Origin of the sequence: Devosia sp. Root105 (genome assembly GCF_001424865.1) — a bacterium.
GTDB lineage: Bacteria > Pseudomonadota > Alphaproteobacteria > Rhizobiales > Devosiaceae > Devosia_A.
In genome coordinates, this window is record NZ_LMCR01000012.1 from 905,721 (window position 1) to 929,936 (window position 24,216).

Genomic DNA, 24,216 nt, shown 5'->3' on the forward strand with positions numbered 1-24,216 from the left:
AGCTTCGTCAGGCCACGGTCTCGCCGATCGCCATCTCGACGAAGGCCAGCGTATCTCTGCGCCTGGCGAACGGATTGCCGTAGTTCGACGGCTGGCCGCGGCGATAAGCCAATGCTTCCTCGATGATCGGGCGCCAGCGCGGCTCGAACGCTGTCAGCGCCCATTCGCCGGCGGCGGACTTCGAAGCGATCTCGCCGGTGACCCCAGTGTAGGCCAGCCGGCTGATGCCGAGCACGCCCCACATCGGGGCGGCGCGGCCGAGCATGGCGGGCGAGATCCCGGAAGCCCGCGCCAGCCAGCGGCGCCAGTAGGTGGCCGCATTGTCGCGGACCCAGCTCACCAGGTGCGCGCGATCCTGCCACAGGGCCGAGCGATCAAGTTCGCCGACCAGGGTCACCGCACCAGGCAGCGCGTGCCAGGTGACCGGGTTGCGGTTGCCCCGGGCCGCGATGACGAAATCGCCCTGCTGCGAGGTCGGGCCATCGTCAATGGCGTCGGGGCCGGCGCCGAGCTCGGCTTCGGTGAGCCAGATGCCGTCAAGGTTCGGCAGGGTCGGATCGGTGCGGTAGCTGCGGTGAACCAGCACCAGCGCCTCGGCATCCTCGTCGGTCAGCGGGCGCGACAGCACGGCAACGAAATCAAGGTCGCTCATGGCCGGACGGAAGTCGCCGTCGGCGATGGAGCCGATGAGATGGAGGCCGGTGATCAGGTCGGCGGTGTTGCGCTGCAGCAGGCTGACGAAATGGCCAGTAGCGAGGTCAATGGTTGCCTCCGCACCGGCCACGATCATCGCCCAGCTCTCCTTGTCGCTGACCCCGGGTCAGTTCTTGTCGCTGACCCCGGGTCAGTTCTTGTCGCTGACCTCGGGTCAGTTCTTGTCGCTGACCCCGGCGCTGCCGAAAGTGGCCATGTTGTTGTGGAGGTGGAGCGCGGTCTTAGCAAGCACGGCGGCCAGCGCTGCGCCGCTCCCCTCCCCCAGCCGCATGCCGAGGTTGAGCAACGGGCGCTTGCCCATCGCCTCGAGTGCACGGGCGTGGGCGTGCTCGCCCGACAGGTGCCCGAAGATACAGTGCTCGATCGCCTCCGGGTTCACCGCCTGCGCGATGGCGGCTGCGGCGGTGGCGACGAAGCCATCGACGATCACCGGGATCTTCTGCTGGCGGGTGGAGATGATAGCGCCGAGCATGGCGGCAATCTCGCGGCCGCCGAGCCGGGCGAGGATGGCGAGCGGATCGGTCAGCGCGTCACGGTGCAGCGCCAGGGCGCGATCGACGGCATCGGCCTTGCGGGCGAGGCCGGCATCGTCGACGCCGGTGCCGCGGCCGACCCAATCGGCACCGGTGCCGCCGAACAGCGCAGCGTAGATGGCGGCGGCAACGGTGGTGTTGCCAATGCCCATCTCGCCAATGGCAAGCAGATCGGGCTTACCGGCTACCGCTTCCATGCCATAGGCGACGGTGGCGGCGCACATGCGATCGTCCATTGCGGCGGTACGGGTGATGTCGCCGGTGGGCAGTTCCAGCGCCAGCTCGAAGACGCGCAGGTTCAGCTCATGCAGCGCGCAGATCTGGCTGATGGCAGCGCCGCCGGCGGTGAAGTTGGCGACCATCTGCGCCGTCACTTCGCGCGGAAAGGCGGAGACGCCCTGGTCGGTGACGCCGTGATTGGCGGCGAAGATCGCGACCATCGGGTTGTCCAGGGTGGGCTTCGACTTACCCTGCCAGCGGCCGAGGAACTCGACCAGTTGCTCGAGTTCGCCGAGCGAGCCGGGCGGCTTGGTAAGCTGGCGATCACGCTGGCGGATGGCGGCGACCGCGCTTTCATCACCCGAGGGTGCGATGTGCAGGAGGTCAATGATATCGGCGAAGGGGGACGGCAATTTCGGCTCCGGCTCGGGGACGCCACTCATGGGCGAGTCCGGCCCCAAGAGTCCAGCGCGATCGGGATCAGCAATACTGCCCCAGGGATCAGCAAGAACTGACCCGGGGATCAGCAAGGCTGATCCCGGGGATCCGCAATACTGACCCGGAGCTCAGCCGATGCCCAGCCGGGCCTTGAGATCGGCCTCGCCCCAGCCCATCAGGACGTTGTGGTTCCAGGTAAAGACCGGACGCAGCACCGGCGCCAGGGTTCGCATCCAGGGCTTGCCCAGGTCGACGCGCCAATCGTAGCGCACTGCCGTTCCGGCTCCGTCGGCAAGCAGGGTCCAGAGGCCCACGCCGCTGAGCTCGCCGCTGGCCCGGCCCTCGATCAGATGCATCGGCTCGATACGGGTCGAAAGGACATCGAAGGTGATGCTGTAGGGCAGCGCCGTCGCCCAGGTCAGACGGCGGAGCGCCCCGACACCACCGGCATCGCCATCGCGGAGCCGCTCCACCTTGCGGACGGCGCGCCACCACGAGGGCCAGGCATCGACATCGACAATCTCGGGCCAGACTCGATCCAGCGGCGCAGCAATCCGCCAATGCGACACCAGTTCGAACTCAGTGACACTCACCTTGCATTGCCCCCTCGGCTGAAGGACAAGCGAGCATCGACCCATGGCAAGGGAACTGCAAGTGAGCGACGACGCGCCTCGGACGCCCCCGCGGCAGGACAACCATCGCCCGGGCGCGGAGCCTCAGCCGCCGCAGCCCGAAGCCTATGGCTGGCGCCTGGCGGATGACCTGATCATGGGGCTCAGGTTCTTCTCGCGGCTGCCGACCGGCGACAGCCCGTTCGAGAAACCGAACCTCAACCGCATCGCGGTGGGGCTCAGCTTCACCAGCGTCGCCATCGGGTTCCTGCCGGCCTTGCTGATGATGATTGCCGCCTGGCTCGGGGTGCCGAGCTATTTCGCAGCGACGCTGGGGGTCGCCGCGATGCTGGTGGCCACCGGCGCAATGGCGGACGACGCGTTGGCCGACAGCGCCGACGGGCTGATCGGCGGCGCGACGATCGAGCGGCGGCTCGAGATCATGAAGGACAGCCGGCACGGCACTTATGGAGTGGCAGCGATCGGGCTCTACCTGCTGCTGCGGGTGACGGCGATCGGCGCGGTAGCGGCGTACAATCCGCTGGCCGCCGGTGCGATCTGGCTGGCTTCGAGTGTGGTCGGGCGCTCGGCGTCGTTGTGGGTAAGCGTCGCGCTGCCCAATGCCCGCGAGGGTGGGGCGTCGGCCTCAGTCGGACGGGTGTCGCGGAAAGCGTTCTTCGGGGGCATGGGATTTGCGGTGCTGCTGGCATTCGTCCTCGCCGCACCGTTCACCAGCGTCGTCGCGGTGATCCTGTCGCTCGCCGCGGCGGCAGGCGTCGCGGCGGCGTGGGTGTGGGTCTGCCGCAAACTGATCGGCGGACAGACCGGCGACCTGATCGGGGCGCTGCAGGCGCTGATCGAGGTCGCCGTGCTGACCGTGCTGCTGGTGTTCGTCTAGCTCCCCTCCCCCTTGAGGGGAGGGGTGGGGGGTGGGGGTCCATCTGTGATCACAGGACCACCCCCACCCCCGACCCCTCCCCCTCGAGGGGGAGGGGAGCGAAGTCTCCGTGCGAGGCGGCGTTACGCGGCCTGCGCAGCCGGGCTGGCCGAATGCATCTTCAGCGCGGCGCGAACCTGCGGGCGAGCCTTCATCCGCTCGAACCAGGCGCGGATGTTGGGGAAGTCGCTCAGCGGCGTCTTCGCCGCCGCGGCCCAGTTGACCATCACGAACAGGTAAGCGTCGGCGACGGTGAAACTCTCACCCAAGAGCCAGGTCTTGCCGCTGAGCTGCTGCTCGACAATGGCGTAGCGGGCGGCGACGCGCTTGCGGGCATAGTCCTGCGCCAGTTCCCCGACCTCGGGGTGGAACAACCACGGCGAGTAGGTCTTGTGCAGTTCGGTGCCGAGGAAGGTCAGCCACTGGTTGAGTTCACGCCGCTCGCTCGTGCCTTGTGCGGGCGCCAGCCCGGCCGCCGGATTCAGGTCGGCGAGATATTGCAGGATGATCCCGGCCTCGCTGACCTCGGTGCCGTCGTCGAGCCCGAGCAGCGGCACATAATTGCGGGCGTTGATCTCGGTATAGAGCAGGCCATCGGCCAGGGTGTGCGGTTCGCCGATGATGTCGACATAGACGAGGTCCAGCGCAATCCCGGCTTCGGCGGCGGCAATTGCCGGGGCGAGCGAGCATCCATAGGGGTGGTAATAGAGCTGCATTTCAGTCTCTCCGGTTGTGATGCCGAAGAGCTAGCCGCCGCACCAACGAAAGGCGAATGGTGATTTCGCCATCAGCATTTGCATGATTGCAAACGCCGGAAGTGCTATGTCTATGGCATGGAAAACTGGAACGACCTGAAGCTGGTGCTCGCCATCGCGCGGGCCGGCACCCTCGGCGGCGGCGCCACGGCGCTCGGCGTCAACCATTCCACCGCCTTCCGGCGACTCAATACGCTGGAGGAAAAGCTCGGGGTGCGGCTGTTCGAGCGGCTGCCGGGCGGCGTCTACCAGACAACGACCGAGGGCGAGCGGGTCGCCACCACCGCCGAGCGGGTGGAGACCGAGGCGGATGCCCTGAGCCGCGAGGTCGGGGGCCGGGACCAGCGGCTGGTTGGGGCGCTGCGCGTCACCTCGTCCGAAACGCTGGCCTATAGCGTGTTGACCGAGCAGCTGGCGCAGTTCCGCGTGGCGCATCCGGGGATCGTGGTCGAACTCGTGGTCGACAACCGGGTGCTGAGCCTCAGCCGGCGCGAGGCGGACATTGCCCTCAGGGTGACGCGGCCCAAGGAGCCGGACCTGTTCGGGCGTAAACTCGCCGATATCGCCTGGGCCATTTATGGCGCGCCATCGCTCGGGCCGCTGGACGATATTGCCGGGCGCAACTTCATCGGCTGGGGCGCCGAGGTGACGGGAATCGCGGCCGCCGACTGGCTGGGAGAGAACATCGAGCCGCGTCATATCGTCTATCGCGCCAACAGCCTGATCAACCAGTTCACCGCCGCCAAGGCCGGAATCGGCTATGCGATGCTGCCCTGCTACCTCGGCGACATCGAGCCGGACCTCATGCGCGCCGCCGCCGGGCCGGTCATCGAGTTGACACGCGAGCTGTGGATCGTCACCCATGCTGACCTCAGGAAGACGGCGCGAGTCAGGGCCTTCTTCGATATCGTCGGCGACGGGCTGGTCGAGCAGAGTTCACTGTTCTCCGGCCGGCGCTGTGCTTGAATTGCGACTGGGGCTCCCCATTATCGTGGAGTGCGTCAGCTAAGGGATCTGCATGCTGTTCATCGGTTTCGCCCTCGTCATCGCCATCGGCCTGGCCCTGCTGGTCAGCGCCGACGCCGGGTCGATGGTTGGCCTCACGCAGAACCAGCTCGGGCAGTTGCTGCCGCTGGTGGTGATCCTGATCTTTATCGCCGGCGGGCTGTTCTCGCGGCGCTACAAGTTTTCCGAGCTGTTCGGCAACCTGGTGCTGTGGGCCGGTATCTTCGGCGTGGTGCTGGTCGGCTACACCTATCGCGACGACCTGACCCTGGTGGCGTCACGCGTGTTCGGCGAGCTGATGCCGGGGATCGCGGTGGTCGACGGCGAACGTGGCAGCGCCACCTTCCGCGGCGGTCGCGACGGGCACTTCCAGATCAACGCCACCATCAACGGCTCGGACATCCGGACCATCTTCGACACCGGCGCGAGCGCCGTGGTGCTGACGCATGATGACGCGCAGAAGGCCGGCTACGCCACGGAGACGCTGCGCTACGATATCTCGGTCTCCACCGCCAACGGCACCGGCAAGGCGGCGGCGGTGACGCTCGACCAGGTCGAGGTAGGTGGGATCGTGCGCAACAATGTGCGCGCCTTCATCGCCGAACAGGGAGCATTGGAGCAGAGCCTGCTCGGCATGACCTTCCTCGGCACGCTCAGCCGCTATGCGGTGAGCGGCAACGCGCTCGAACTGGTCGACTGACCCGGGCTCGGGCATAGTCTCCCGAGATCACGGAGACCTCGATGCCACAACGCCCCTACGACGAAACCCTGCTGCGCCAATCCTTTGCCGTCGCCAAACGCTCGCGCGATGGCGGCGACCATCCGTTCGGCTCCCTCCTGGCGGACAAAGCCGGCAAGGTGCTGCGTGAACAGGGGAACGGCTACAGTTCGGAAGGTGGCGACCGCACCGCGCATGCCGAAAAGCTGCTGGCTTCGTGGGCGGCCAAGAACCTCAGCCTCGAAGAGCTGAAGGACTGCACGCTCTACACCTCGGCCGAGCCCTGCGCCATGTGCTCGGGCGCCATCTATTGGGCCGGCATTGGCCGGGTGGTGTTCGGCCAGACCGAGCGCGACCTGAAGGCGCAGACTGGTGCGCACGAGGAAAACCCGACGCTGGATCTGCCCTGCCACATCGTGTTCGAAGCCGGGCAGCGGCCGACCGAGATCGTCGGGCCGCTGCTGGCGGAAGAAGCGGCGCAGCTGCAAGCGGATTTCTGGAAGGAGAAGGGGTGAGCCGGAGCGAGCGGCCCCACCCTCATCCGCCCTTTCGGGCACCTTCTCCCATCAAGGGAGAAGGCCCGACTGCGATGTCGGTGGGATGGCCTTCTCCCCTTGTGGGAGAAGGTGGGCGAAGCCCGGATGAGGGGTCGCCCCACGGGGACAATCGCCACTAACCCGCCAGCTGCAGTTCCGGCTCGAGCGCCTCGAACGCCCGCATGATCACTTCCGGACCAGCGCCGCGCTTCGCCGCGTCGACGCTCAAGATCTGACGGAAGGTGCGGGCGCCGGCGCGGGCGTTGGCGAGGCCCAGCATGTGGCGGGTGATGTTGTTGAGCCGCGCCCCCTTGCCGATCTCGCGCTCGGCGTAGTCGGCCATCGCGACCATCACATCGCGCAGCTCGATCGATTTCTTCGGCGCGCCGAAGAAGCGCTCGTCGACCAGGCTCAGCAGCATCGGCTCATGGTAGGCGACGCGGCCGAGCATGACGCCGGACATGTGCGCCATATGCGCTTCGGCTTCCTTGATGGTCTTGATGCCGCCGTTGATCATTACTGGAAGCGGCCCGAGACGCTGGGCGAGGCGATAGACCCGCGGGTAGTCGAGCGGCGGGATCTCGCGGTTTTCCTTGGGGCTGAGGCCCTTGAGCCAGGCCTTGCGGGCGTGCACATAGAGCGCATCGACCCCGGCCGCCACCATGACGTCAGCAAAGCGATCGAGGCTCTCCTCGGTGTCCTGGTCGTCGATGCCGATACGGCATTTGACCGTTACCGGCAGGTCGGTGGCATCGCGCATCGCGCGGACGCACTCGGCGACGAGCTCCGGCTCGGCCATCAGGCAGGCACCGAAACGGCCCGACTGCACCCGATCGGACGGGCAGCCGACATTGAGGTTGATCTCGCGATAGCCGAACTCGCTGGCGATACGGGTGGCTTCGGCCAGCTCCTTTGGATCGGAGCCGCCGAGCTGCAGCGCTACCGGCTGCTCGACCTGGTCGAACCCCAGCAGCCGCTCGCGCGGGCCGTGCACCACTGCCGCGCTGGTCACCATCTCGGTGAACAGCAGCGCCTCAGAGGTGAGCAGCCGATGCAGGACCCGACAGTGACGGTCAGTCCAATCCATCATCGGGGCCACCGAGAAGCGGCGGGCGGTTGCGACGTCGTGTGCCATGGCCGGGAGATAGGGCATGCGGCGCAAAAATGCCAGCCATGCAGATTTAGCTTGGTTTCTAATAGTTCCGTTCGTTGACTTCGTATGTGCGCTTATTATATGTGCGCTTATGAAATCCAACCAGACGTACAAGCACCAGGCCCCGATGGGCTACCTGATCCATGAAGTGGCCCGGCTGATGAAGCGGCGCTTCGAGGAAGAGGCGCGGGTGCACGGCATTACGCTGCCGCAGTGGCGGGTGCTGGCGCAGGTGGCGATCAACGAGGGCATCACCCAGGTGGCGCTCGCCGCGGCGACCGATACCGACCCGATGACGGTATCGGGCGTGCTCGACCGGCTGGAAAAGCGCGGCCTGCTCGACCGCTATCCCGACCCCACCGACAGCCGCGCCAAGCTCGCCCGGCTGACCGCCGAGGGCGAGGAGATTTTCACCACCGCCCGGAAAGTCGGGCTGGCGATGTATGAGGCCGCGCTTGAGGGGGTCAGCCCCGAGGAACGGCAAACTGTGATTACTGCGCTCTCGAAAATGCGCGAAAACCTTTCCGGCCAGACGGCCGATCTCGAGGAAGTCTGATTATGAACGCCCGTGTCACGCCCCCTGCCCCCGGCGAAGCCAAGCCCGTCACCGCATCAGCCGTTGAAGCTGCAAAGCCCGAGGCTGCGGCTCCGGCTGCGCCTGAAGCTCCGGCCAAGAAGAAGCGCTCCGGTCGACGGCTGGCGCTGATGCTGGCCGTGCCGGTGGTGCTAGCGGTGGGTGGCGGCTATTTCTGGCTGACCGGCGGGCGCTATGTCGAAACCGATAATGCCTATGTGCAGCAGCCCAAGGTATCGATCTCGTCGGACGTGGCGGGCCGCATCGTCTCGGTGGCAGTCAAGGACAACCAGTCGGTGAAGGCCGGCGACGCGCTGTTCGCCATCGACCCCGAGCCCTATCGCATCGCGCTCAGCCAGGCCGACGCGGCGCTCGCCACGGCACGGGTGAATGTCGAACAGTTGCGCGTCGGCTACTCGATCGCCAGCGCCAAACTCGACGCCGCCAACGCCACGCTCGCCATCCGGCAGAAGGAATGGGACCGCGCTTCGAACCTGCAGAAGCAAGGAATTTCGGCCGAGTCGGCGCTCGATGACTCACGGCTGGCGCTGCAGCAGGCCCAAAGCAATGTGGCGCTCGAGCAGCAGGACGTGGCCAATGCCACGGCAGCGCTTGGCGGCGACCCCAGCATCAAGACCGACGACCACCCGGCGGTGCGTGCGGCCCTCGCGGCGCGCGACAACGCCCAGCGCAACCTCGACAAGAGCACGGTGCTCGCGCCGGCGAATGGGATCGTCAGCCAGGTCGCGAGCCTTAATGTCGGCCAGTTCATCAATACCGGCTCGACCATCGCGACGCTGGTCGAAACCGGCGACACCTGGGTCGAGGCCAACTTCAAGGAAACGCAGCTGACCACGCTTGCCGTGGGCATGCCGGCCGAGGTGAAGGTCGACGCCTATCCGGGTCTCGCGATCGAATGCCAGGTCGCCTCGATCGGTGCGGCGACCGGCGCAGAGTTCGCACTGATCCCGGCGCAGAACGCCACCGGCAACTGGGTGAAGGTCACGCAGCGCGTGCCGGTCAACATCGCCTGCGATACGGGCACCGACCTGCTCCGGGCCGGCATGAGCGCCACCGTCAACGTCGACACCAAGCCCGCCGGGGCAGAGGCTGCCGAAAGCCAGAAGGCGCTCTAAAATGGCTGCCGCCGCTGCCGCCGTGTCAGCCCCTACGGTCGTCGTCAAGAACAAGGGCCTGCTCACCGCCGCCATCATGGTGGCGGTGATCATGCAGGTGCTCGACACCACGATCGCCAACGTCGCCCTGCCCCATATGCGCGCCAGCCTCGGCGCGTCGCAGGACGAGATCAACTGGGTACTGACCTCCTATATCGTCGCCGCGGCCATCGCGACGCCGCTGACCGGCTGGTTCTCCGACCGTTTCGGTCGGCGCAACCTGCTGCTCGCGGCGGTGGTCGGCTTTACCGCGGCGTCGCTGCTCTGCGGTATTGCCACCAACCTCGCGCAGATGGTGGCGTTCCGCGTCATCCAGGGGGTTTGTGGCGCCATGCTGGTGCCGCTGGCCCAGGCGACGATGATGGACATCAACCCGCGCGAACAGCTCGGGCAGGCGATGGCGATCTTCGGCGCCGGCATCATGTTCGGGCCGATCATCGGGCCGACGCTGGGTGGCTGGCTGACCGAGACGTTCAACTGGCGCGCCGTGTTCCTCGTCAACCTGCCGGTCGGGATCGTCGCCTTCTTCATGCTGGCGGCGCTGATGCCGAACACCGTGATCAAGATCCGCAAGTTCGATTTCTTCGGCTTCGGCATGCTGGCGCTGGCGGTGGCATCGCTGCAGATGCTGCTCGACCGCGGCCAGGGCGTCGGCTGGTTCGACTCGGCCGAGATCTGGCTCTACCTGCTGCTCGCCATTTCGGGCCTGTGGGTGTTCATCGTCCATTGCCTGACGGCCGAGAACCCGTTCATGGACATGGCCATGTTCAAGGACAGGAACCTGGTCACCGGGCTGGTGCTGATCTTCATTACCGGCATCACGCTGTTCTCGGGCCTCGCGCTGCTGCCGCCGATGTTGCAGAACCTGATGGGCTTTCCGGTGATCGAGACAGGCCTCTTAATGGGGCCGCGCGGCATCGGCACGATGGTGTCGATGATCGTCGTGGGCCGGCTGGTGTCGAAGTACGACCCGCGCCTGCTGGTGGTCGGCGGCACCCTGCTGATGGGCTACTCGCTCTACATGATGACCGAGTTCGACATCGTCATGGGTTCGGGCCCGATCCTCATCTCAGGGTTCCTGCAGGGCATCGGCATGGGCTTTGTGTTCGTGCCGCTCAACTCGCTGGCCTTCGCCACCATCAATGCGAAGTACCGGGTCGATGCGACGGCGATGTTCAGCCTGATCCGCAATGTCGGCCAGGGTGTCGGCATCTCGGTGGTGACCACCATCCTCGCGCAGATGCAAGTGGTGAACTATGGCGAACTGGCAGAACGGATCACGCTGGACTCCGGCCCGCTGCGCGACTTCGCGGCGGCCTATGGCGGGTTCGCCAATGTCGTCGGCACGATCCACGGGATGATCACGCAGCAGGCGGCGATGCTCGCCTTCCTCGACGACTTCCACCTGATGATGATCCTGACCTTCGTGTCGCTGCCGATCGTCTTCCTGCTCCGCCGGCCGAAGGCAGCCAAGCCGATGACGGCGGAGGAGCGCGCCCACGCGATGGGCGAGTAACGACCAAGCCCGGCCGTACGCGGCCGGGTGGACCACCACAACTACAGGGTATTACGACATGGCCAACCAGTTTGAGATTGTTCACGACCTCCTCGATCTCGCCGGCGCCCGCTGGACCGTCGACGTGCTGTCGGTGATGCGGGACGGCAAGCTGCGGTTCAACGAGATTTCGCGCGCCGTTGACGGCATCTCGCAAAAGCAGCTGACGCAGACACTGCGGAACCTGCAGCGTCACGGCTTTGCGGCGCGCGCCGCCTTCGCCACCATCCCGCCGCGGGTCGAATACGAGCTGACCGAACTCGGCCGCGACTTCGCCGCCAGCGTCCGTCCGCTCGGCTCGTTCGCGGTGCGCAACCAGCAGAGCATCGAGGCGGCGCGCCGCGATTTCGACGGCTCAGTGGCTTAGCAGACTCCCCCGCCGTTTGCGGCGGGGCATGGCGCGAAGAGCGCCGGCCGGAGGGAGCCTTACCCCATGCATGATCGTGCAAGGCTCCCTCCGTTCTCTCTTATCCCCCTTGTGTGCCCTCAACGCATGTGAGGCCTGCGCCCGGCGCGGCCGCCGTTCATTGAGCATTACGGATCAAAGACCTACATGCAGTGCGGGCACTGCAAGTGGGGTTTGAAATGACCAACTCGGCTCAACGACATCGGGTCGTCGTGATCGGCGGCGGGTTTGGCGGCCTGGCTGCCATCCAGAGGCTCAAGGGCGCCGATGTCGACATCACCGTCATCGACCGGCGCAACCATCACCTGTTCCAGCCGCTACTCTACCAGGTGGCGACGACGGCCCTCAGCCCATCGGAGATCGCCTGGCCGATCCGCATGCTGGTGAAGCACCGGCCGGAGGTGACGACGCTGCTCGGCAATGTCACCGGCATCGACAAGGCGGGGCAGCTGGTCGAGCTCGAAGATGGCGGGCGGGTGCCGTATGACAGCCTGATCATCGCCACCGGCGCCCGGCATGCCTATTTCGGCCATGACGACTGGGAGCCGTTCGCCCCTGGCCTCAAGACACTCGAAGACGCGACCGCGATGCGGCGCCGGCTGCTGCTGGCCTTCGAGGCGGCGGAGCGCGAGACCGATGCGGACAAGCGCAAGGCGCTGCTGACCTTCGCCATCATCGGCGCTGGCCCGACGGGCGTGGAACTGGCCGGCGCGGTGATCGAGCTGGCGCACACCTCGCTGAAGCACGAATTCCGCTCGATCAAGCCGGAAGAGGCGCGCGTCGTCCTCATCGAGGCGGGGCCGCGGGTGCTGGCCAACTTCCGCGAAAACCTCTCGGGCTATGCCAGGTCGGCCCTGGAAAAGCTCGGCGTCGAGGTAATGCTGGGCCAGCCGGTCACCGAGGTGACGGCCGACACTGTGCGCTTCGACGGCCAGGAGCTCCGTGCCAACACCATCATCTGGGCGGCGGGCGTGCTGGCCTCGCCGGCGGCCAAGTGGCTGGGGGTCGAGGCGGATCGCGCCGGACGGATCAAGGTCGAACCCGACCTCACCGTTCCCGGCAGCCCGAATATCTTCGCCATCGGTGACACGGTCACGGTATTGGCGCCGAACGGCAAGCCGGTGCCGGGGATTGGCGACGCGGCCAAGCAGGGCGGCAAGTATGCGGCCTCGGTGATCCGCGCCCGGCTCGCCGGGCAGACGGTCGGCCCGTTCCGCTACAAGCACCTGGGCGACATCGCCACGGTGGGCAAGAGCGCCGCGCTGATCGACTTCGGCTGGCTCCAGCTCACCGGCTGGATCGGCTGGTGGACCTGGGGCCTTGCCCATATCTACTTCCTGATCGGGCTCAAGAACCGCATCTCGGTGGCGATCAGCTGGCTGTGGATCTACCTCACCGGCCATCGCAGCGCCCGGCTGATCACCTGGGGCGAAGCCGGCAGCGGCAAGAAGTGAGGTTTTGCCTAACGGCCTTAAGAGCTAGAGTTGCCGGATGGACGAGCTGGCCGGCATCGACAGGTTCGATCACGCATCGGAACATGGCCGCTGGACGCTGTGGCGGAAGCAGGCCGCCGCGCTGTTGCAACCACACGTCATCGAACTCGAGGGCTATGTCGAGACCGGCGGCGCGCCGCTGGTGCGGCGTGAGCTGCCATTCTCGGGCATCCCGCTAATCCTGGTGTTCGAGCATCACTTCAGCGTCTTCGCTGATGATGGCGCAGAAAGCGTGCGGCTGGGACAGGGGTTTATCGCCGGCCTCACCGACCAGCCGACGCTGGTCGGCTCGCCGGGCCACGCCTTCTGCATGCAGGTCAACTTTACCCCGCTCGGCGCCCGCCGCATCCTCGGCCTCGACCTCCACGAGATCGCGGGATTGGTGGTGCCGGCGGATGCTGTGCTCGGCGCGGCGTTCAGTGGGCTCGAGGATCGACTGGCGCATGCCATCGGCTGGTCGCAGCGCTTCACCATCATCGAGCGCTACCTGCTCGAGCGGCTCGACCGCAACGCGGCGCCCACGCCGCTGGTCGAGGCCGGCTATGCGCAACTCGTCGCGGCCGGTGGAAACCTCGATATCAGCGCGCTGGCGGCGAGGCTCGATGTCAGCCGCAAGCACCTCGGCACGCTGTTCCAGCGAGAGATCGGTATGGCGCCGAAGACGGTGGCACGGCTGCTCAGGTTCGAGTCCGCGCTCGCGGGCCTGCGCTCCGGCCGGGTGCAGTCGCTGGCCGATCTCGCTTATGCCTGCGGCTATGCCGACCAGTCGCACTTCAACGGCGAGTTCCGCTCGATGAGCGGCCAATCGCCAACCGCGCTGCTGCGCGCCAGCCTGCCGGATGGGAGCGTGCTGGCGCCGCCGAGGTAACAAATCTCCAAGACCGGCGCGGGCGCAGGAGCCAGACTCACCGCAGCAACGGAGATGAAAATGGCTTCCACCGTTATCCCCTGCCTCACCTATGAGGACGCACCCGCCATGATCGACTGGCTGTGCGAGAATTTCGGCTTCGTCCGGCACGAGATCAACAGCGACGGCAATGGCGGCATCTCGCATGCCGAACTGCGGCTCGGCGACGGCATGATCATGCTGGGCTCGCCGCATCCGCACACCGAGTTCGGCCGCGCCATCTCGACACCCGACAAGCTGGGCGGCACGACGCAGAGTCCCTACGTGATCGTCGACGATGTGGACGGGGTCTATGAGAAGGCCAAGGCAAACGGCGCCGAGATCGTCCGCGAGATTCGCGCCGAGAGTTACGGCGGCCGGGGCTTCGCCTGCCTCGACCCCGAGGGGCACCTGTGGAGCGTCGGCAGCTACAGCCCGTGGGCGGCGGCCTGAATAGAGAAAGGCCGGGCACCTTGCGGTACCCGGCCGTTCAACTCAATTTCTACGCTAGATCAGGCGGCCGAAATCTCGGTGACGGCGATCTTGCCCGTGCGGCGGTCTTCGCCGGTCTCGAACGAGACCTTCTGGCCTTCGCTCAGGCCGGTCAGGCCAGCGCGCTGCAGAGCGGTGGCGTGCACGAACACGTCCTTCGCGCCGCTGTCAGGCTGAATGAAGCCGTAGCCCTTCTGATCGTTGTAGAATTTGACGGTGCCCTTTTCCATCGGGGGAGTCCCTCTTCGCAGTGATGTGGTGGACAGAACGACATGCGATCACCCTGCCCGGTCAGTCGAATTTTGGAAGTCCTATCGTGCGCCTGACCGAGAGCGGGGGCATACGGCCGGAAGTCAGCCAAATGTCGATGGCAAACGAGATAATCGGCGCGCGCAAGATTGGCAAGTGAGCGCGCACGATCACATCACGCTTTGGAAACGATACGGTTCGGCGACAGCCAGTAGGGTGGCATCGCGCCGGCGAGGTTGGAGAGCGGCAACACCTCCGGCTTCAGCCGAATGCCGAGCACGTCGCCCATGAAGGCCCGGCGCGCTTCGATGCGGCCCCAGACCTCGGGGAAATCCACCTTCAGCTCGGCCCTGCCCCGCTCGTCGAGCAGCGCGATGCCATCCTCGATGTTGGCGCCGTAATAGGGCGGACCGGCCGCCGGGATGATGTCGCACTGCACCGCCTGGCCCGACAGGAACGGTTCCTTCGAGCCGGGATAGACCTGAGTGTTCATCCACTCGTCGAGGTGAATCAGGTGGCCTGGGTTGAGCACCAGCTTGAAGAACGGCGTATCGAGGTGCCGGCGCGCCAGCGCGTCGAGCTCACCGCCGGTGACGCCGATGCCAATGGTCTCGTACCATTCCGCAGCGCAGGCGAAGTACGGGCCGGCGAGGCGATCGACATAGTCGCGAACATTGGATGGAAGCTCCGACTCATCCTCGACCAGCCAGCCCATGCGGCTCGACAGGCCACCCCAGTAGCCGACCGCCGAGGTCATCGGATCGCCCTTCTTGAGCTTCTTGCCCGACGGACTGTTGAGGCCGACCAGCTTGTCGCCCGACGAGAACATGGTGTGGCAGGAGTGCGGCAGCAGGCCGAGGCGCATCTGCTGCACCGCTTCGAACTCGCTCATCCCGGGCTGCACGTTGGCGATCACCGCCTTGACCGCTTCCGAACAGGCGACGGCGCCGAACTCGAACTGGGCGAGCTGCACGATCTCGTTGACGGCGCGCAGGCCGGTCACCGAGTGCATCAGCAGGGCATTGGCATTCACCACGCGGCCGTCGGCGCCGACGATCTGGCGCAACGTGTCGACGATGTAGGATGGCGTCTCGAGCCAGGCCTCGGGCTTGGAAGCCTCATCGGGCCCAAAGTACTTCCAGCCGAGCACGCCGACACGCTGGTTCGCTGCGATGCCGGCGTTGCGCAGTACCTCGGCCAGCGCCGGGGTCTTGGTGCGGTCCTGCCCAAGCAGCCCGAAAGGGGGGTAGAGACGCGCCTCGACCTCGATCGCGGCATTGGCGGCGCGGCCGAGATTCTCGGGGCCAGCCAGCAGGGTCGGGGTGGCGTCGGGAGCGATCAGCAGCAGCGCTTCCTCGAAGCGCGGATCGAAACCGGTGATGTAGCAGAGGTTCGCCGAGTGCTCGCGGTCCGCATAGACGACCAGCGCATCGAGCCCGGCGGCACGACGGGCCCGGCCGAGGGCGGCGAAGCGGGCAAGATAGACGGAACGGTCGAGTTCCGGACGCGTTGCTGGAATGCCGAAGTCAGGCAGCTTGGCGTCGATCAGGCGGAAGGCAGGCATAGGACGGATTCCCCCAAACCCGAGGCGATTTGTTCGCGGCTCGGTGTTTTTCGCAATCGTGGAAGAAACCGCCCGCGAAAGCAACCGCGCACGGTGCTTTCCCTGCCCCACCGCCGGAATGCTGGAGAGAGTTGACAAGCGTCGAAAACTAGATGCTATTAAGAACCATTCGCAACAAGAGATTGCCCCGACCGATGATTACGCGCCGCCGCCTCACCGTCCTGGCCCTCGCATTGTTGGCCGGGATGACGGCCTTGCCTGCTCTCGCCCAGGACAAGTTCAAGGTGGTGACGACCTTCACCATCATCGCTGACATCGCGCGCAACGTTGCGGGCGACGCGGCAGTGGTCGAGTCGATCACCAAGCCGGGCGCCGAGATCCACGGCTACCAGCCGGGGCCGCGCGATATCGTCAGGGCGCAGGGCGCCAACCTGGTGCTGTGGAACGGCATGAACCTCGAGCAGTGGTTCGTGAAATTCTTCGACAACGTGAAGGACGTGCCGCAGGTGGTGGTGAGCGACGGGGTCGAGCCGATGAGCATTGGCGAAGGGCCCTATACCGGCAAGCCCAACCCGCATGCCTGGATGTCGCCGAACAATGCGCTGATCTATGTCGAGAACATCCGCAAGGCGCTGGTGCAGTACGATCCGGCGAACGCTGCAACTTACGACGCGAACGCCGCGGCCTATTCGGAGCAGATCAAGGCGCTCGACGCGCCTTTGCGGGCCCGTCTCGAGCAGATTCCCGTCGAGCAGCGCTGGCTGGTCACCAGCGAAGGCGCCTTCAGCTACCTGACCCGCGACTACGACATGAAGGAACTCTATCTCTGGCCGATCAACGCCGACCAGCAGGGGACGCCGCAGCAGGTGCGGAAGGTCATCGACGCGGTGCGCGCTAACAAGATCCCGGTGGTGTTCTCCGAGAGCACGGTGTCGGACAAGCCGGCCAAGCAAGTCGCCAAGGAAACCGGCGCCGCCTATGGTGGCATCCTCTACGTCGACTCGCTGAGCGAGGCCGACGGCCCGACGCCCACCTACCTCAAGCTGCTCGAAGTTACCGTCGACACCATCGCCAAGGGATTTGGGAAGTGAGCCTTACCGCCAGCGTGCCGCACGAGGCATGGAATCCGGCGCCGCAACCGAGCCTCGAGGTCGAGGGCGTGACGGTCGCCTACCCCAATGGCAACGTGGCGCTGCGTGATGCAACTTTCGGGCTCGGGGCTGGCACCATTGCCGGCCTCGTCGGCGTCAATGGCAGCGGCAAATCCACCTTGTTCAAGGCGATTATGGGTTTCGTGCAGCCCATCGCCGGCGAGGTTCGCATTGCCGGCCTGCCGGTGCGCGAAGCGCTGAAGCGCAACATCGTCGCCTATGTGCCGCAGGCCGAAGAGGTCGACTGGAATTTCCCCGTCCTGGTCGAGGACGTGGTGATGATGGGGCGGCAGGGCCATATGGGCTTTTTCCGCATGCCTTCGGCACGCGACCGCGAGCTGGTCGAGCAGTCGCTGGCCCGGGTCGGCATGAGCGACTATCGCAAGCGCCAGATCGGCGAGCTGTCGGGCGGGCAGAAGAAACGCGTGTTCCTCGCCCGCGCACTGGCCCAGGAAGGCCGGATTATCCTCCTCGATGAGCCGTTCACCGGCGTCGACGTGCAGACCGAAGCGGCGATCATTACGCTGATGCAGGAGTTGCGCAGCCAGGGACACCTGATGCTGGTTTCGACCCATAACCTCGGCAGTGTGCCGGATTTCTGCGACCAGGTGGTGCTGGTCAACCGCACGGTGCTGGCCTTCGGCCCCACCGCCGAAGTGTTCACCCAGACCAATCTCGAGAAGGCGTTCGGCGGCGTGCTGCGGCACTTCCATCTCGCCGGCGAAGATCTCCACGACGACAAAGATCAGCGCCGCGTCACCGTCTTGACCGACGACGAGCGCCCGGTGGTGTTCTACGGCGAGAATGGCGGCAGCAAGCCGGCATCGCCCAGCAAAGAGACGCAGCGGGACGAGAAATGATCGAGGAGCTGCTCGTCCCCTTCACCTATGACTACATGGTCAAGGCCATGTGGGTGTCGGCGCTGGTCGGCGCCGTCTGCGCCTTCCTCTCGGCCTACCTGATGCTGAAGGGCTGGTCGCTGATCGGCGACGCGCTCGGACACGCTGTCGTCCCCGGCGTTGCCACGGCGTACCTGCTCGGCCTCCCCTACTCCGCCGGCGCATTCGTTGCCGGTGGCCTCGCCGCCGCCTCGATGGTGCTGGTGCGGGCGCGCACCCGGCTGAGGGAGGACGCCGTCATCGGTATCATCTTCACCTCGTTCTTTGCGCTGGGCCTGCTCATCGTGTCGCTCAACCCCACCGCGGTAGACGTGCAGGCGATCGTCATGGGCAACATCCTCGGCATCTCAGACGGCGACGTCATCCAGGTGGTGATCATCTCGCTGGTGTCGCTGGCGATCCTCATCCTCAAGTGGAAGGACCTGATGCTGGTGTTCTTCGACGAAAACCATGCGCGGACCGTCGGGCTCAACCCGCGGGCGCTGCAGGTGCTGTTCTTCGCTTTGCTCGCCGCCTGCACCGTTGCCGCCCTACAGACGGTCGGCGCCATTCTCGTGATCGCCATGGTGGTGACGCCGGGCGCCACCGCCTATCTCCTCACCGACCGGTTCCGGAACCTCCTCATCATCGCGGTGATCCTTGGTTCGGCCACGGCGGCGGTGGGCGCCTATATCAGCTTCTTCCTCGACGGCGCCACCGGCGGCGTCATCGTCTCCTTGCAGACGGCGCTGTTCCTCCTCGCCTTCTTTTTTGCCCCCAAGCACGGGCGGCTCGCGGCGCGGCGCCGGGCACTGCGCGAAGCGGGAGTGAACTGATGGACGCGCTCTACGCCTTCTTCGTCGAGCCGCTGACTTACGACTTCATGCAGCGCGCGCTGCTCGTCGCTATCCTCGTCGGCGCGGTCTCGGCGGTGCTGTCGTGCTTCCTGGTACTGAAGGGCTGGTCGCTGATGGGCGACGCCATCTCGCATGCCGTGCTGCCCGGCATTGTCATCGCCTATGTGATCGGCCTGCCGATAGCCATCGGGGCGTTCGTCGCCGGACTGTTCGCGGCGGTGAGCACGGGGTATCTGAAGGACAACAGCCGGATCAAGGAAGACACCGCCATGGGCATCGTCTTCACCGGCATGTTCGCGGTTGGCCTGGTGCTGTTCTCGCGCATCGAGACCGACCAGCATTTGAGCCACATCCTGTTCGGCGACATGCTCGGCGTCACCTGGCAGGACCTGATCGAGACCGCCGTCATCGCGCTCGGCACGCTCCTCATCGTCCTCGCCAAGCGGCGCGACTTCCTGCTCTATGCCTTTGATCCGCAACATGCCCGCGCCATCGGCCTGCCGGTGAAGCTGCTGCACTACGGCCTGTTGGCGCTGCTCTCGATCACCATCGTCGCCTCGCTCAAGGCGGTCGGCATCATCCTGGTCGTCGCCATGCTGATCGCCCCAGGCGCTATCGGGTTCCTGCTGGCCAAGCGCTTCGAGGCAATGCTCGCCATCGCCATGACCGTCGCCATCGCCTCGGGCGTACTGGGTACGCTGATCAGCTTCAGCATCAACGGCGCGACGGGCCCGTGCATCGTGCTGATCCAGGCCGGGGTGTTCCTCATGGCGCTGCTGTTCGCGCCGGGCAGCGGATTGCTGCGGCGGCGGGTGGCTTGACGCAACACGGTGCCACCCCATCATTATGCAGCTCAGGCCGGAGGCGACATGACGGCTACACGACGCTCAACGAAGGTGACCCTGGACAGCGACCTCATTGAAGAGGCGAGGTCGATGAACATCAATCTCTCCCGCGCAGCGGAGGCTGGTATCGCCCGGGCCATTGTCGCGGAGAAGACGGCGCGCCAATGGGCTGAGGAAAACGCCGATGTCATCCGGAGCAACAACGAGTACGTCGCACGCCACGGGCTGCCGCTGCGAAAGTACCGCTCGTTCTGACTGGCGCAGTTCGACGTCTACCGGTTGGCAGATGGCGAACTCGCGTTGGACGTTCAAACGGACCTGCCTGGTTCGTTCGACAACCGACTTGTTATCCCACTAATGTAGCCCGGCGACGCTCCGGTCCGGCACCCCCGACTGAACCCCGAAGTGGTCATCGACGGGCAAACCTGCGTGCCCGTCACCCAATTCATGATTGCCTTGGACCGTCACGAACTGGGCGTCTGCGTCGACAACCTCGATCGCTACTACGACCAGATCAAGCTTGCCTATGACATGATCGTCAACGGCTTCTAGTCCTGCACCGCCACTTCGATGATCACGCTCTTCGACAGTTGGCGCTCGCGCAGCCAGATGTAGAGGCCGGAGGCCATGACGATCGGCGCGCCGATGTAGATCCAGATGTCTGGCGGCTGGTTGAAAACGAGCCAGCTGGCGCCGGTCATGAAGAAGATCTGCAGGTAGCCGAACGGCGCCAACACCGAGGCCGGCGCATGGCGGTGTGCTGTGGTGACGAACAGGTGGCCGATCAGCGCCGCGACGCCGATGCCGGCAAAGCAACCCCAGATCACCGGATCGGTCGGCCAGGTCCAGCCGCCCAGTGAAAAGGGCAGCACGCAGACTGTCGCCACGCCGGCGGCATAGAACTGCTGCGTCGAGGTGCTATCGACGCCAGCCAGGCGGCGGGTCGAGAGGTTGTAGAGGGCGGCGCAGACGGCAGTGCCGAGCGAGAGCAATACGGCCGGATGGAAGGCCTCAGTGCCCGGCCGCACGATGATCATCACGCCGAGGAAGCCGACGCCGATCGCCAGCCAGCGCCGCCAGCCCACCGTCTCCCCCAGCAGCGGGATCGACAGGGCGCACAGGATCAGCGGCATGGTGAAGGAGATCGCCGAGGTGATGGTCAGCGGCAGGTAGACCACGGCAATGAAGTTGAAGATGGTCGAGCCCAGCAGGAACAGCCCGCGCGCCACCTCGAGCTTCAGGTTCCGCGTTCTTGCCAGCGCCTTGCGTTCGCGCGGCAGGAAGAAGGCGAGCACCAGGATGAACTGGCCGGCATAGCGGACGAACACCACCTCCATCGGCGGCAACCCGGCCTGCACCATGAGTTTGGCGCAGCTGTCGATCACCGTGTAACAGAACAGCGCCGCGACCATCAGGCCAATGGCGAAGGGTCGGCGATCCTCGACGGGTTTCACCAGGCCGGCCACGCTCAGTCCTCCACCGGCGCAACGGTGACGGTGCGGTTAAGCTGGCGCTCGCGGAACCAGATGTAGACGCCGGAGCCGATGATGACCGGCGCACCGACATAGAACCAGACGTCCGGCGGCTCGGAGAAGATCAGCCAGCTCGCCAGCGCCAGCAGCAGCAGTTCGGTGTAGCTGAACGGCGCCAGCGCCGAGGGCGGTGCATAGCGGTGGGCGATGGTGTTGAGCTGGTGGGCGATCATGCCGGTGACGCCGATGGCAATGAAGGCGAACCAGCCGGCGCCGGTCGAGGGCCAGACCCATTCGTTGAAGGCAAACGGGGTGATGCAGGTGAGAGCGATCAGCCCCGAATAGACCTGCTGCGTCGCGGCGGAATCGACGCCGGCGAGCTTGCGGGTGATGATGCTGTAGAAGGCGGCCGAGAGAGCGCCCGCGAGGCAGATCAGCGAGGCCGGATGGAAGGCCTCGGTGCCGGGGCGCACGATGATCAGGATGCCGACAAACCCCGCGCCCACCGCGGCCCAGCGGCGCCAGCCGATCTTTTCACCAAGGAACGGGCCGGAAAGCGCCGTCACCATCAGCGGCATGGTGAACATCAGTGCGCCGGTGACGGTCAGCGGCAGGAAGCGCATGGCGAGGAAGTTGGCGCCCGTCACGCCCAGGAGGCAGAGCCCGCGCAGCAGTTGCAGCGGCCAGTTGCGGGTGACGAAGAGGTCGCGCTGCAGCGGCAGGAACAGTGCAATCGCCAGCACGACGTGGATGGCGTAGCGCACGAAGACGATCTCGCCCAACGGCAGGCCGATGAAGGAGAGGTATTTCGCCGAGGTATCGAGCGTGGCGAAGAACAGCTGCGAGATCAGCAGGATGCCGATGCCGAAATTGCGGCGCTCCTCGACGGGGGCGATGGTGGAGGTCATTGACAGGTCCGGTGTGCCGCTGAGGGATGCGGGCGCCGATCCACCAAAGGGCGCGCCGCCCCGGCCTGTCAATGGCAGGGCGGCGGCAATCGGTTCAGTTGAACTAAAGTCTGGAGCCTGCTGCGCCGGTGTCACGCTCGACAGTGCGGCGGGCGAGGACGAACAGCGCGAAGAGGATCACCGTGGAGCCAAGATCACCGATCAGGCTCAGGCCCCAGAACGGGAGGGCAGCGATGAAGCAGGCGACCAGCCCGTCGAGGCCGAGACCGTAATAGCCGCCGAGATAGACGCCGAAGTTCGAGATGAGGAAGAAGGCGAGGCTGGCGATGATGGCAGCGCCGCCGAGCCGGAGCACCGAGAGCTGCCGCAGCAGTCCGCGCCCGATCAGTGCGCCAGCCAGCATGCCAGCATAGGTGAACAGCGCCGAGCTATGCCAGCCGAGCACGATGTCGGCCAGCGCCATCACTGCAACAGGGACGAACGCCGCCAGCCAGGGGCTGCGGATGGCGTAGGCGCCGAGCCAGCATCAACCGTTCAGGCGGCGGTTGCTGCCCGGTTCTGTGCGGCGAAGCCGTCGCAATAGACCATGCGGCCGTGGTCGCCAGAGGCCTTGGCGTGGCGGATACCCCAGTTCTGCAGGGTATCCATCAGCGGCGCCAGCGACAGGCCGAGCTCGGTGGCGCTGTATTCGACATGCGGAGGCGCTGCCGCGAACACCGTCCTCACGATCAGCCCGTGCTCCTCCATCTCGCGCAGCTGCTGCACCAGCACCTTCTGCGAGATGCCGGGAATGCCGCGCTGCAACTGCGAGAGCCGCTGCGGGCCGCCCAGCACATGGAACAGGATGTAGAGTTTCCAGCGCCCGCCGATGATCTGCAGGGTGCGTTCGAGCGGCCAGGTCGAAAGGCGGTTCATCGCGGGTTCTCCAAGCGCACCTGATGGTGCGTATGACACCAGAAAGTCTGTAGCGGGCAGAGGACGATATCGGAACAAGGGACGCCTTCGACAAGGAGATTTTGTCATGAAGGTTGTTTCGATCTCGGCGTTCGGCGGTCCCGAGGAGCTACGGGTTGGCGTAGTGCCGACACCTACCGCCGGGCCGGGTCAGGTGCTGATCAAGGTGGAGGCGATCGGGCTCAACCTCGGCGACGCCATCATCCGCTCGGGCCACTCGGGGCTTGAGTTGCCGATGCCGTTCATCCCCGGTGGTGAGGTGGCCGGAACGGTGGCAGCAGTCGGCGACGGCGTCAGCGGGCTGAGGGTCGGCGATCGGGTGCTGGGCGCGATCTTTGCTGAGCCGCGGCTCGATGGCGGCTATGCCGAGTTCGTGGCGCTCTCGTCGGACGTGGCGTTCAAATTGCCCGACGCGGTGTCGTTCGACGTCGCTGCAGCGCTGGCCGTGCAGGGGCTGACGGCGGAGCAGCTGCTGGCGCGCAACCCGGTCGCGGGCAAGTCGGTGCTGGTGCATTCGGCAGCCGGCGGCGTCGGGCAGTTGTTGGTGCGGCTGGCCCGGCTTGGTGGCGTTGGCAGGATTGTCGGCACGGTCGGCAGTGCGGCGAAGCGGGACGCGGCGATGGCGGCAGGTGCGGATCACGTAGTGCTGTCGGCGACGCCGGACTGGAGCACGGAAGCGCCCGGTCCCTACGATGTGATCTTCGATGCGGCCGGCGGCGAGATCACCGCGGCGAGCCTGCCCCTGCTCGCGCCGGAGGGGCGCTATGCGGTCTATGGCGGGGCGAGCGGGGTCTACCCGGGCTTCAGCCCGGCGCAGATGGCCGGTGTCACCGCCGCAGCGCAGACCATTGCAGGGTTCTCGCTGTGGTCGCTGCTCGGTGATCCCATGCGGCGGGGCCCTGCCCTCGCGGCATCGTACGAGCGGCTGTTCGGCGCGGTGGCGGACGGTTCGTTGACGGTCGAGATCGGTCACCGCTTTGCTTTGGCCGACGCTGCCGAGGCGCATCGGCTGATCGAAAGCCGGGGGTCGGTGGGGAAGATTGTGCTGGTGCCGTAGGCGAGGCCGGTGGCTGTGGACCCCCACCCCTGCCCCCTCCCCGCAAGGGGGAGGGAGACCCTCTCACCACCATCTCAGTTC

Annotated in this window: 28 protein-coding genes and 1 pseudogene; 18 read left to right on the forward strand and 11 right to left on the reverse strand. The window is 66.1% G+C overall.

What is annotated here, in order from left to right; genetic code table 11:
• Nucleotides 1-7: 7 nt before the first annotated feature.
• The 3 genes from ASC68_RS13035 to ASC68_RS13045 form a co-directional block, all read right to left on the reverse strand.
• On the reverse strand, nt 8-790 hold the full coding sequence (locus ASC68_RS13035) for an aminoglycoside adenylyltransferase domain-containing protein (protein WP_055879613.1): 783 nt from the start codon (nt 788-790) through the stop codon (nt 8-10).
• A gap of 78 nt (nt 791-868) precedes the next feature.
• Entirely contained in the window at nt 869-1,909 is a 1,041-nt protein-coding gene (cobT, locus tag ASC68_RS13040; protein WP_055879615.1) for a nicotinate-nucleotide--dimethylbenzimidazole phosphoribosyltransferase, read from the reverse strand.
• A gap of 123 nt (nt 1,910-2,032) precedes the next feature.
• On the reverse strand, nt 2,033-2,497 hold the full coding sequence (locus tag ASC68_RS13045) for an SRPBCC family protein (RefSeq protein WP_055879621.1): 465 nt from the start codon (nt 2,495-2,497) through the stop codon (nt 2,033-2,035).
• A 61-nt stretch (nt 2,498-2,558) separates the two neighbouring features.
• On the opposite strand from ASC68_RS13045, the gene ASC68_RS13050 reads away from it, so the two are divergent.
• Nucleotides 2,559-3,413: an adenosylcobinamide-GDP ribazoletransferase gene (locus ASC68_RS13050; protein WP_197421186.1), complete on the forward strand. Its 855-nt coding sequence runs from the start codon at nt 2,559-2,561 to the stop codon at nt 3,411-3,413.
• A gap of 122 nt (nt 3,414-3,535) precedes the next feature.
• On the opposite strand, the gene ASC68_RS13055 is transcribed toward ASC68_RS13050, so the two are convergent.
• Nucleotides 3,536-4,168, reverse strand: coding sequence for a glutathione binding-like protein (locus tag ASC68_RS13055; RefSeq protein WP_055879625.1), 633 nt, complete (start codon nt 4,166-4,168; stop codon nt 3,536-3,538).
• A gap of 117 nt (nt 4,169-4,285) precedes the next feature.
• Here ASC68_RS13055 and ASC68_RS13060 point away from each other — a divergent pair, with 117 nt between their 5' ends.
• Genes ASC68_RS13060 through ASC68_RS13070 form a run of 3 tightly spaced genes read left to right on the forward strand, consistent with a single transcriptional unit; the run spans nt 4,286 to nt 6,445 of the window.
• The gene (locus tag ASC68_RS13060; protein ID WP_055879627.1) at nt 4,286-5,173 is read left to right on the forward strand and encodes a LysR family transcriptional regulator; all 888 of its coding nucleotides are present in this window, start codon (nt 4,286-4,288) and stop codon (nt 5,171-5,173) included.
• 52 nt (nt 5,174-5,225) lie between these two features.
• Nucleotides 5,226-5,912 (forward strand): TIGR02281 family clan AA aspartic protease, encoded by a 687-nt coding sequence (locus ASC68_RS13065; RefSeq protein ID WP_055879630.1) that lies wholly within the window; start codon nt 5,226-5,228, stop codon nt 5,910-5,912.
• Between the two features lie 41 nt (nt 5,913-5,953).
• Nucleotides 5,954-6,445, forward strand: coding sequence for a nucleoside deaminase (locus ASC68_RS13070; RefSeq protein WP_055879633.1), 492 nt, complete (start codon nt 5,954-5,956; stop codon nt 6,443-6,445).
• A 157-nt stretch (nt 6,446-6,602) separates the two neighbouring features.
• Here the strand turns inward: ASC68_RS13070 and dusA are convergent, their stop codons facing one another.
• On the reverse strand, nt 6,603-7,619 hold the full coding sequence (gene dusA / locus ASC68_RS13075) for a tRNA dihydrouridine(20/20a) synthase DusA (RefSeq protein ID WP_156387329.1): 1,017 nt from the start codon (nt 7,617-7,619) through the stop codon (nt 6,603-6,605).
• A gap of 91 nt (nt 7,620-7,710) precedes the next feature.
• Between dusA and ASC68_RS13080 the strand changes: the two genes are divergently transcribed.
• From ASC68_RS13080 to ASC68_RS13110, 7 genes are all read left to right on the forward strand, one after another.
• The gene (locus tag ASC68_RS13080) at nt 7,711-8,175 is read left to right on the forward strand and encodes a MarR family transcriptional regulator (RefSeq protein WP_162247929.1); all 465 of its coding nucleotides are present in this window, start codon (nt 7,711-7,713) and stop codon (nt 8,173-8,175) included.
• A gap of 2 nt (nt 8,176-8,177) precedes the next feature.
• Nucleotides 8,178-9,329, forward strand: a complete 1,152-nt coding sequence (locus ASC68_RS13085; RefSeq protein ID WP_055879638.1) for an HlyD family secretion protein — start codon at nt 8,178-8,180, stop codon at nt 9,327-9,329.
• A gap of 1 nt (nt 9,330) precedes the next feature.
• Entirely contained in the window at nt 9,331-10,884 is a 1,554-nt protein-coding gene (locus tag ASC68_RS13090; protein WP_055879640.1) for a DHA2 family efflux MFS transporter permease subunit, read from the forward strand.
• A gap of 58 nt (nt 10,885-10,942) precedes the next feature.
• A complete protein-coding gene (locus ASC68_RS13095; RefSeq protein ID WP_055879643.1) occupies nt 10,943-11,290 on the forward strand; it encodes a helix-turn-helix domain-containing protein in 348 nt (115 codons plus the stop codon).
• Between the two features lie 218 nt (nt 11,291-11,508).
• Nucleotides 11,509-12,783, forward strand: a complete 1,275-nt coding sequence (locus tag ASC68_RS13100; protein WP_055879646.1) for an NAD(P)/FAD-dependent oxidoreductase — start codon at nt 11,509-11,511, stop codon at nt 12,781-12,783.
• Between the two features lie 37 nt (nt 12,784-12,820).
• Complete coding sequence (locus ASC68_RS13105) at nt 12,821-13,690, forward strand: helix-turn-helix domain-containing protein (protein ID WP_055879649.1); 870 nt, start codon at nt 12,821-12,823, stop codon at nt 13,688-13,690.
• A gap of 60 nt (nt 13,691-13,750) precedes the next feature.
• Nucleotides 13,751-14,161: a VOC family protein gene (locus tag ASC68_RS13110; RefSeq protein ID WP_055879652.1), complete on the forward strand. Its 411-nt coding sequence runs from the start codon at nt 13,751-13,753 to the stop codon at nt 14,159-14,161.
• A 59-nt stretch (nt 14,162-14,220) separates the two neighbouring features.
• On the opposite strand, the gene ASC68_RS13115 is transcribed toward ASC68_RS13110, so the two are convergent.
• Both ASC68_RS13115 and ASC68_RS13120 read right to left on the reverse strand, forming a co-directional pair.
• Nucleotides 14,221-14,430, reverse strand: a complete 210-nt coding sequence (locus tag ASC68_RS13115; RefSeq protein ID WP_055879654.1) for a cold-shock protein — start codon at nt 14,428-14,430, stop codon at nt 14,221-14,223.
• Nucleotides 14,431-14,624: 194 nt separating this feature from the next.
• Nucleotides 14,625-16,013 carry an aminopeptidase P family N-terminal domain-containing protein gene (locus ASC68_RS13120; RefSeq protein ID WP_055879656.1) on the reverse strand — a complete coding sequence of 463 codons (1,389 nt, stop codon included), beginning with the start codon at nt 16,011-16,013 and terminating at the stop codon, nt 14,625-14,627.
• Nucleotides 16,014-16,207: 194 nt separating this feature from the next.
• On the opposite strand from ASC68_RS13120, the gene ASC68_RS13125 reads away from it, so the two are divergent.
• From ASC68_RS13125 to ASC68_RS28330, 6 genes are all read left to right on the forward strand, one after another.
• Nucleotides 16,208-17,104 (forward strand): metal ABC transporter substrate-binding protein, encoded by an 897-nt coding sequence (locus ASC68_RS13125; protein ID WP_055879659.1) that lies wholly within the window; start codon nt 16,208-16,210, stop codon nt 17,102-17,104.
• A complete protein-coding gene (locus tag ASC68_RS13130) occupies nt 17,101-18,024 on the forward strand; it encodes a manganese/iron ABC transporter ATP-binding protein (protein WP_274532702.1) in 924 nt (307 codons plus the stop codon). Before ASC68_RS13125 ends, ASC68_RS13130 begins: the two co-directional genes overlap by 4 nt.
• Complete coding sequence (locus ASC68_RS13135) at nt 18,021-18,878, forward strand: metal ABC transporter permease (protein WP_055879663.1); 858 nt, start codon at nt 18,021-18,023, stop codon at nt 18,876-18,878. The genes ASC68_RS13130 and ASC68_RS13135 overlap by 4 nt, the downstream gene beginning before the upstream one ends.
• Nucleotides 18,878-19,720 (forward strand): metal ABC transporter permease, encoded by an 843-nt coding sequence (locus ASC68_RS13140; RefSeq protein ID WP_055879666.1) that lies wholly within the window; start codon nt 18,878-18,880, stop codon nt 19,718-19,720. The genes ASC68_RS13135 and ASC68_RS13140 overlap by 1 nt, the downstream gene beginning before the upstream one ends.
• A 48-nt stretch (nt 19,721-19,768) precedes the next feature.
• A complete protein-coding gene (locus ASC68_RS13145; protein WP_055879669.1) occupies nt 19,769-19,999 on the forward strand; it encodes a type II toxin-antitoxin system CcdA family antitoxin in 231 nt (76 codons plus the stop codon).
• A gap of 138 nt (nt 20,000-20,137) precedes the next feature.
• Complete coding sequence (locus ASC68_RS28330; RefSeq protein WP_082528126.1) at nt 20,138-20,296, forward strand: CcdB family protein; 159 nt, start codon at nt 20,138-20,140, stop codon at nt 20,294-20,296.
• Here ASC68_RS28330 and ASC68_RS13150 read toward each other — a convergent pair.
• From ASC68_RS13150 to ASC68_RS13165, 4 genes and pseudogenes are all read right to left on the reverse strand, one after another.
• Nucleotides 20,293-21,210 (reverse strand): DMT family transporter, encoded by a 918-nt coding sequence (locus ASC68_RS13150; RefSeq protein WP_055879671.1) that lies wholly within the window; start codon nt 21,208-21,210, stop codon nt 20,293-20,295. The two genes, ASC68_RS28330 and ASC68_RS13150, sit on opposite strands and share 4 nt — an antisense overlap.
• A 2-nt stretch (nt 21,211-21,212) precedes the next feature.
• Nucleotides 21,213-22,124 carry a DMT family transporter gene (locus ASC68_RS13155; RefSeq protein WP_055879673.1) on the reverse strand — a complete coding sequence of 304 codons (912 nt, stop codon included), beginning with the start codon at nt 22,122-22,124 and terminating at the stop codon, nt 21,213-21,215.
• Nucleotides 22,125-22,227: 103 nt separating this feature from the next.
• A pseudogene (locus ASC68_RS13160) lies at nt 22,228-22,632 on the reverse strand (DUF6580 family putative transport protein); the annotation flags it as partial.
• Nucleotides 22,633-22,658: 26 nt separating this feature from the next.
• Nucleotides 22,659-23,039, reverse strand: coding sequence for a helix-turn-helix domain-containing protein (locus ASC68_RS13165; RefSeq protein WP_156384564.1), 381 nt, complete (start codon nt 23,037-23,039; stop codon nt 22,659-22,661).
• A 106-nt stretch (nt 23,040-23,145) separates the two neighbouring features.
• Between ASC68_RS13165 and ASC68_RS13170 the strand changes: the two genes are divergently transcribed.
• Nucleotides 23,146-24,135: a zinc-binding dehydrogenase gene (locus ASC68_RS13170; protein WP_055879678.1), complete on the forward strand. Its 990-nt coding sequence runs from the start codon at nt 23,146-23,148 to the stop codon at nt 24,133-24,135.
• Nucleotides 24,136-24,216: the final 81 nt, after the last annotated feature.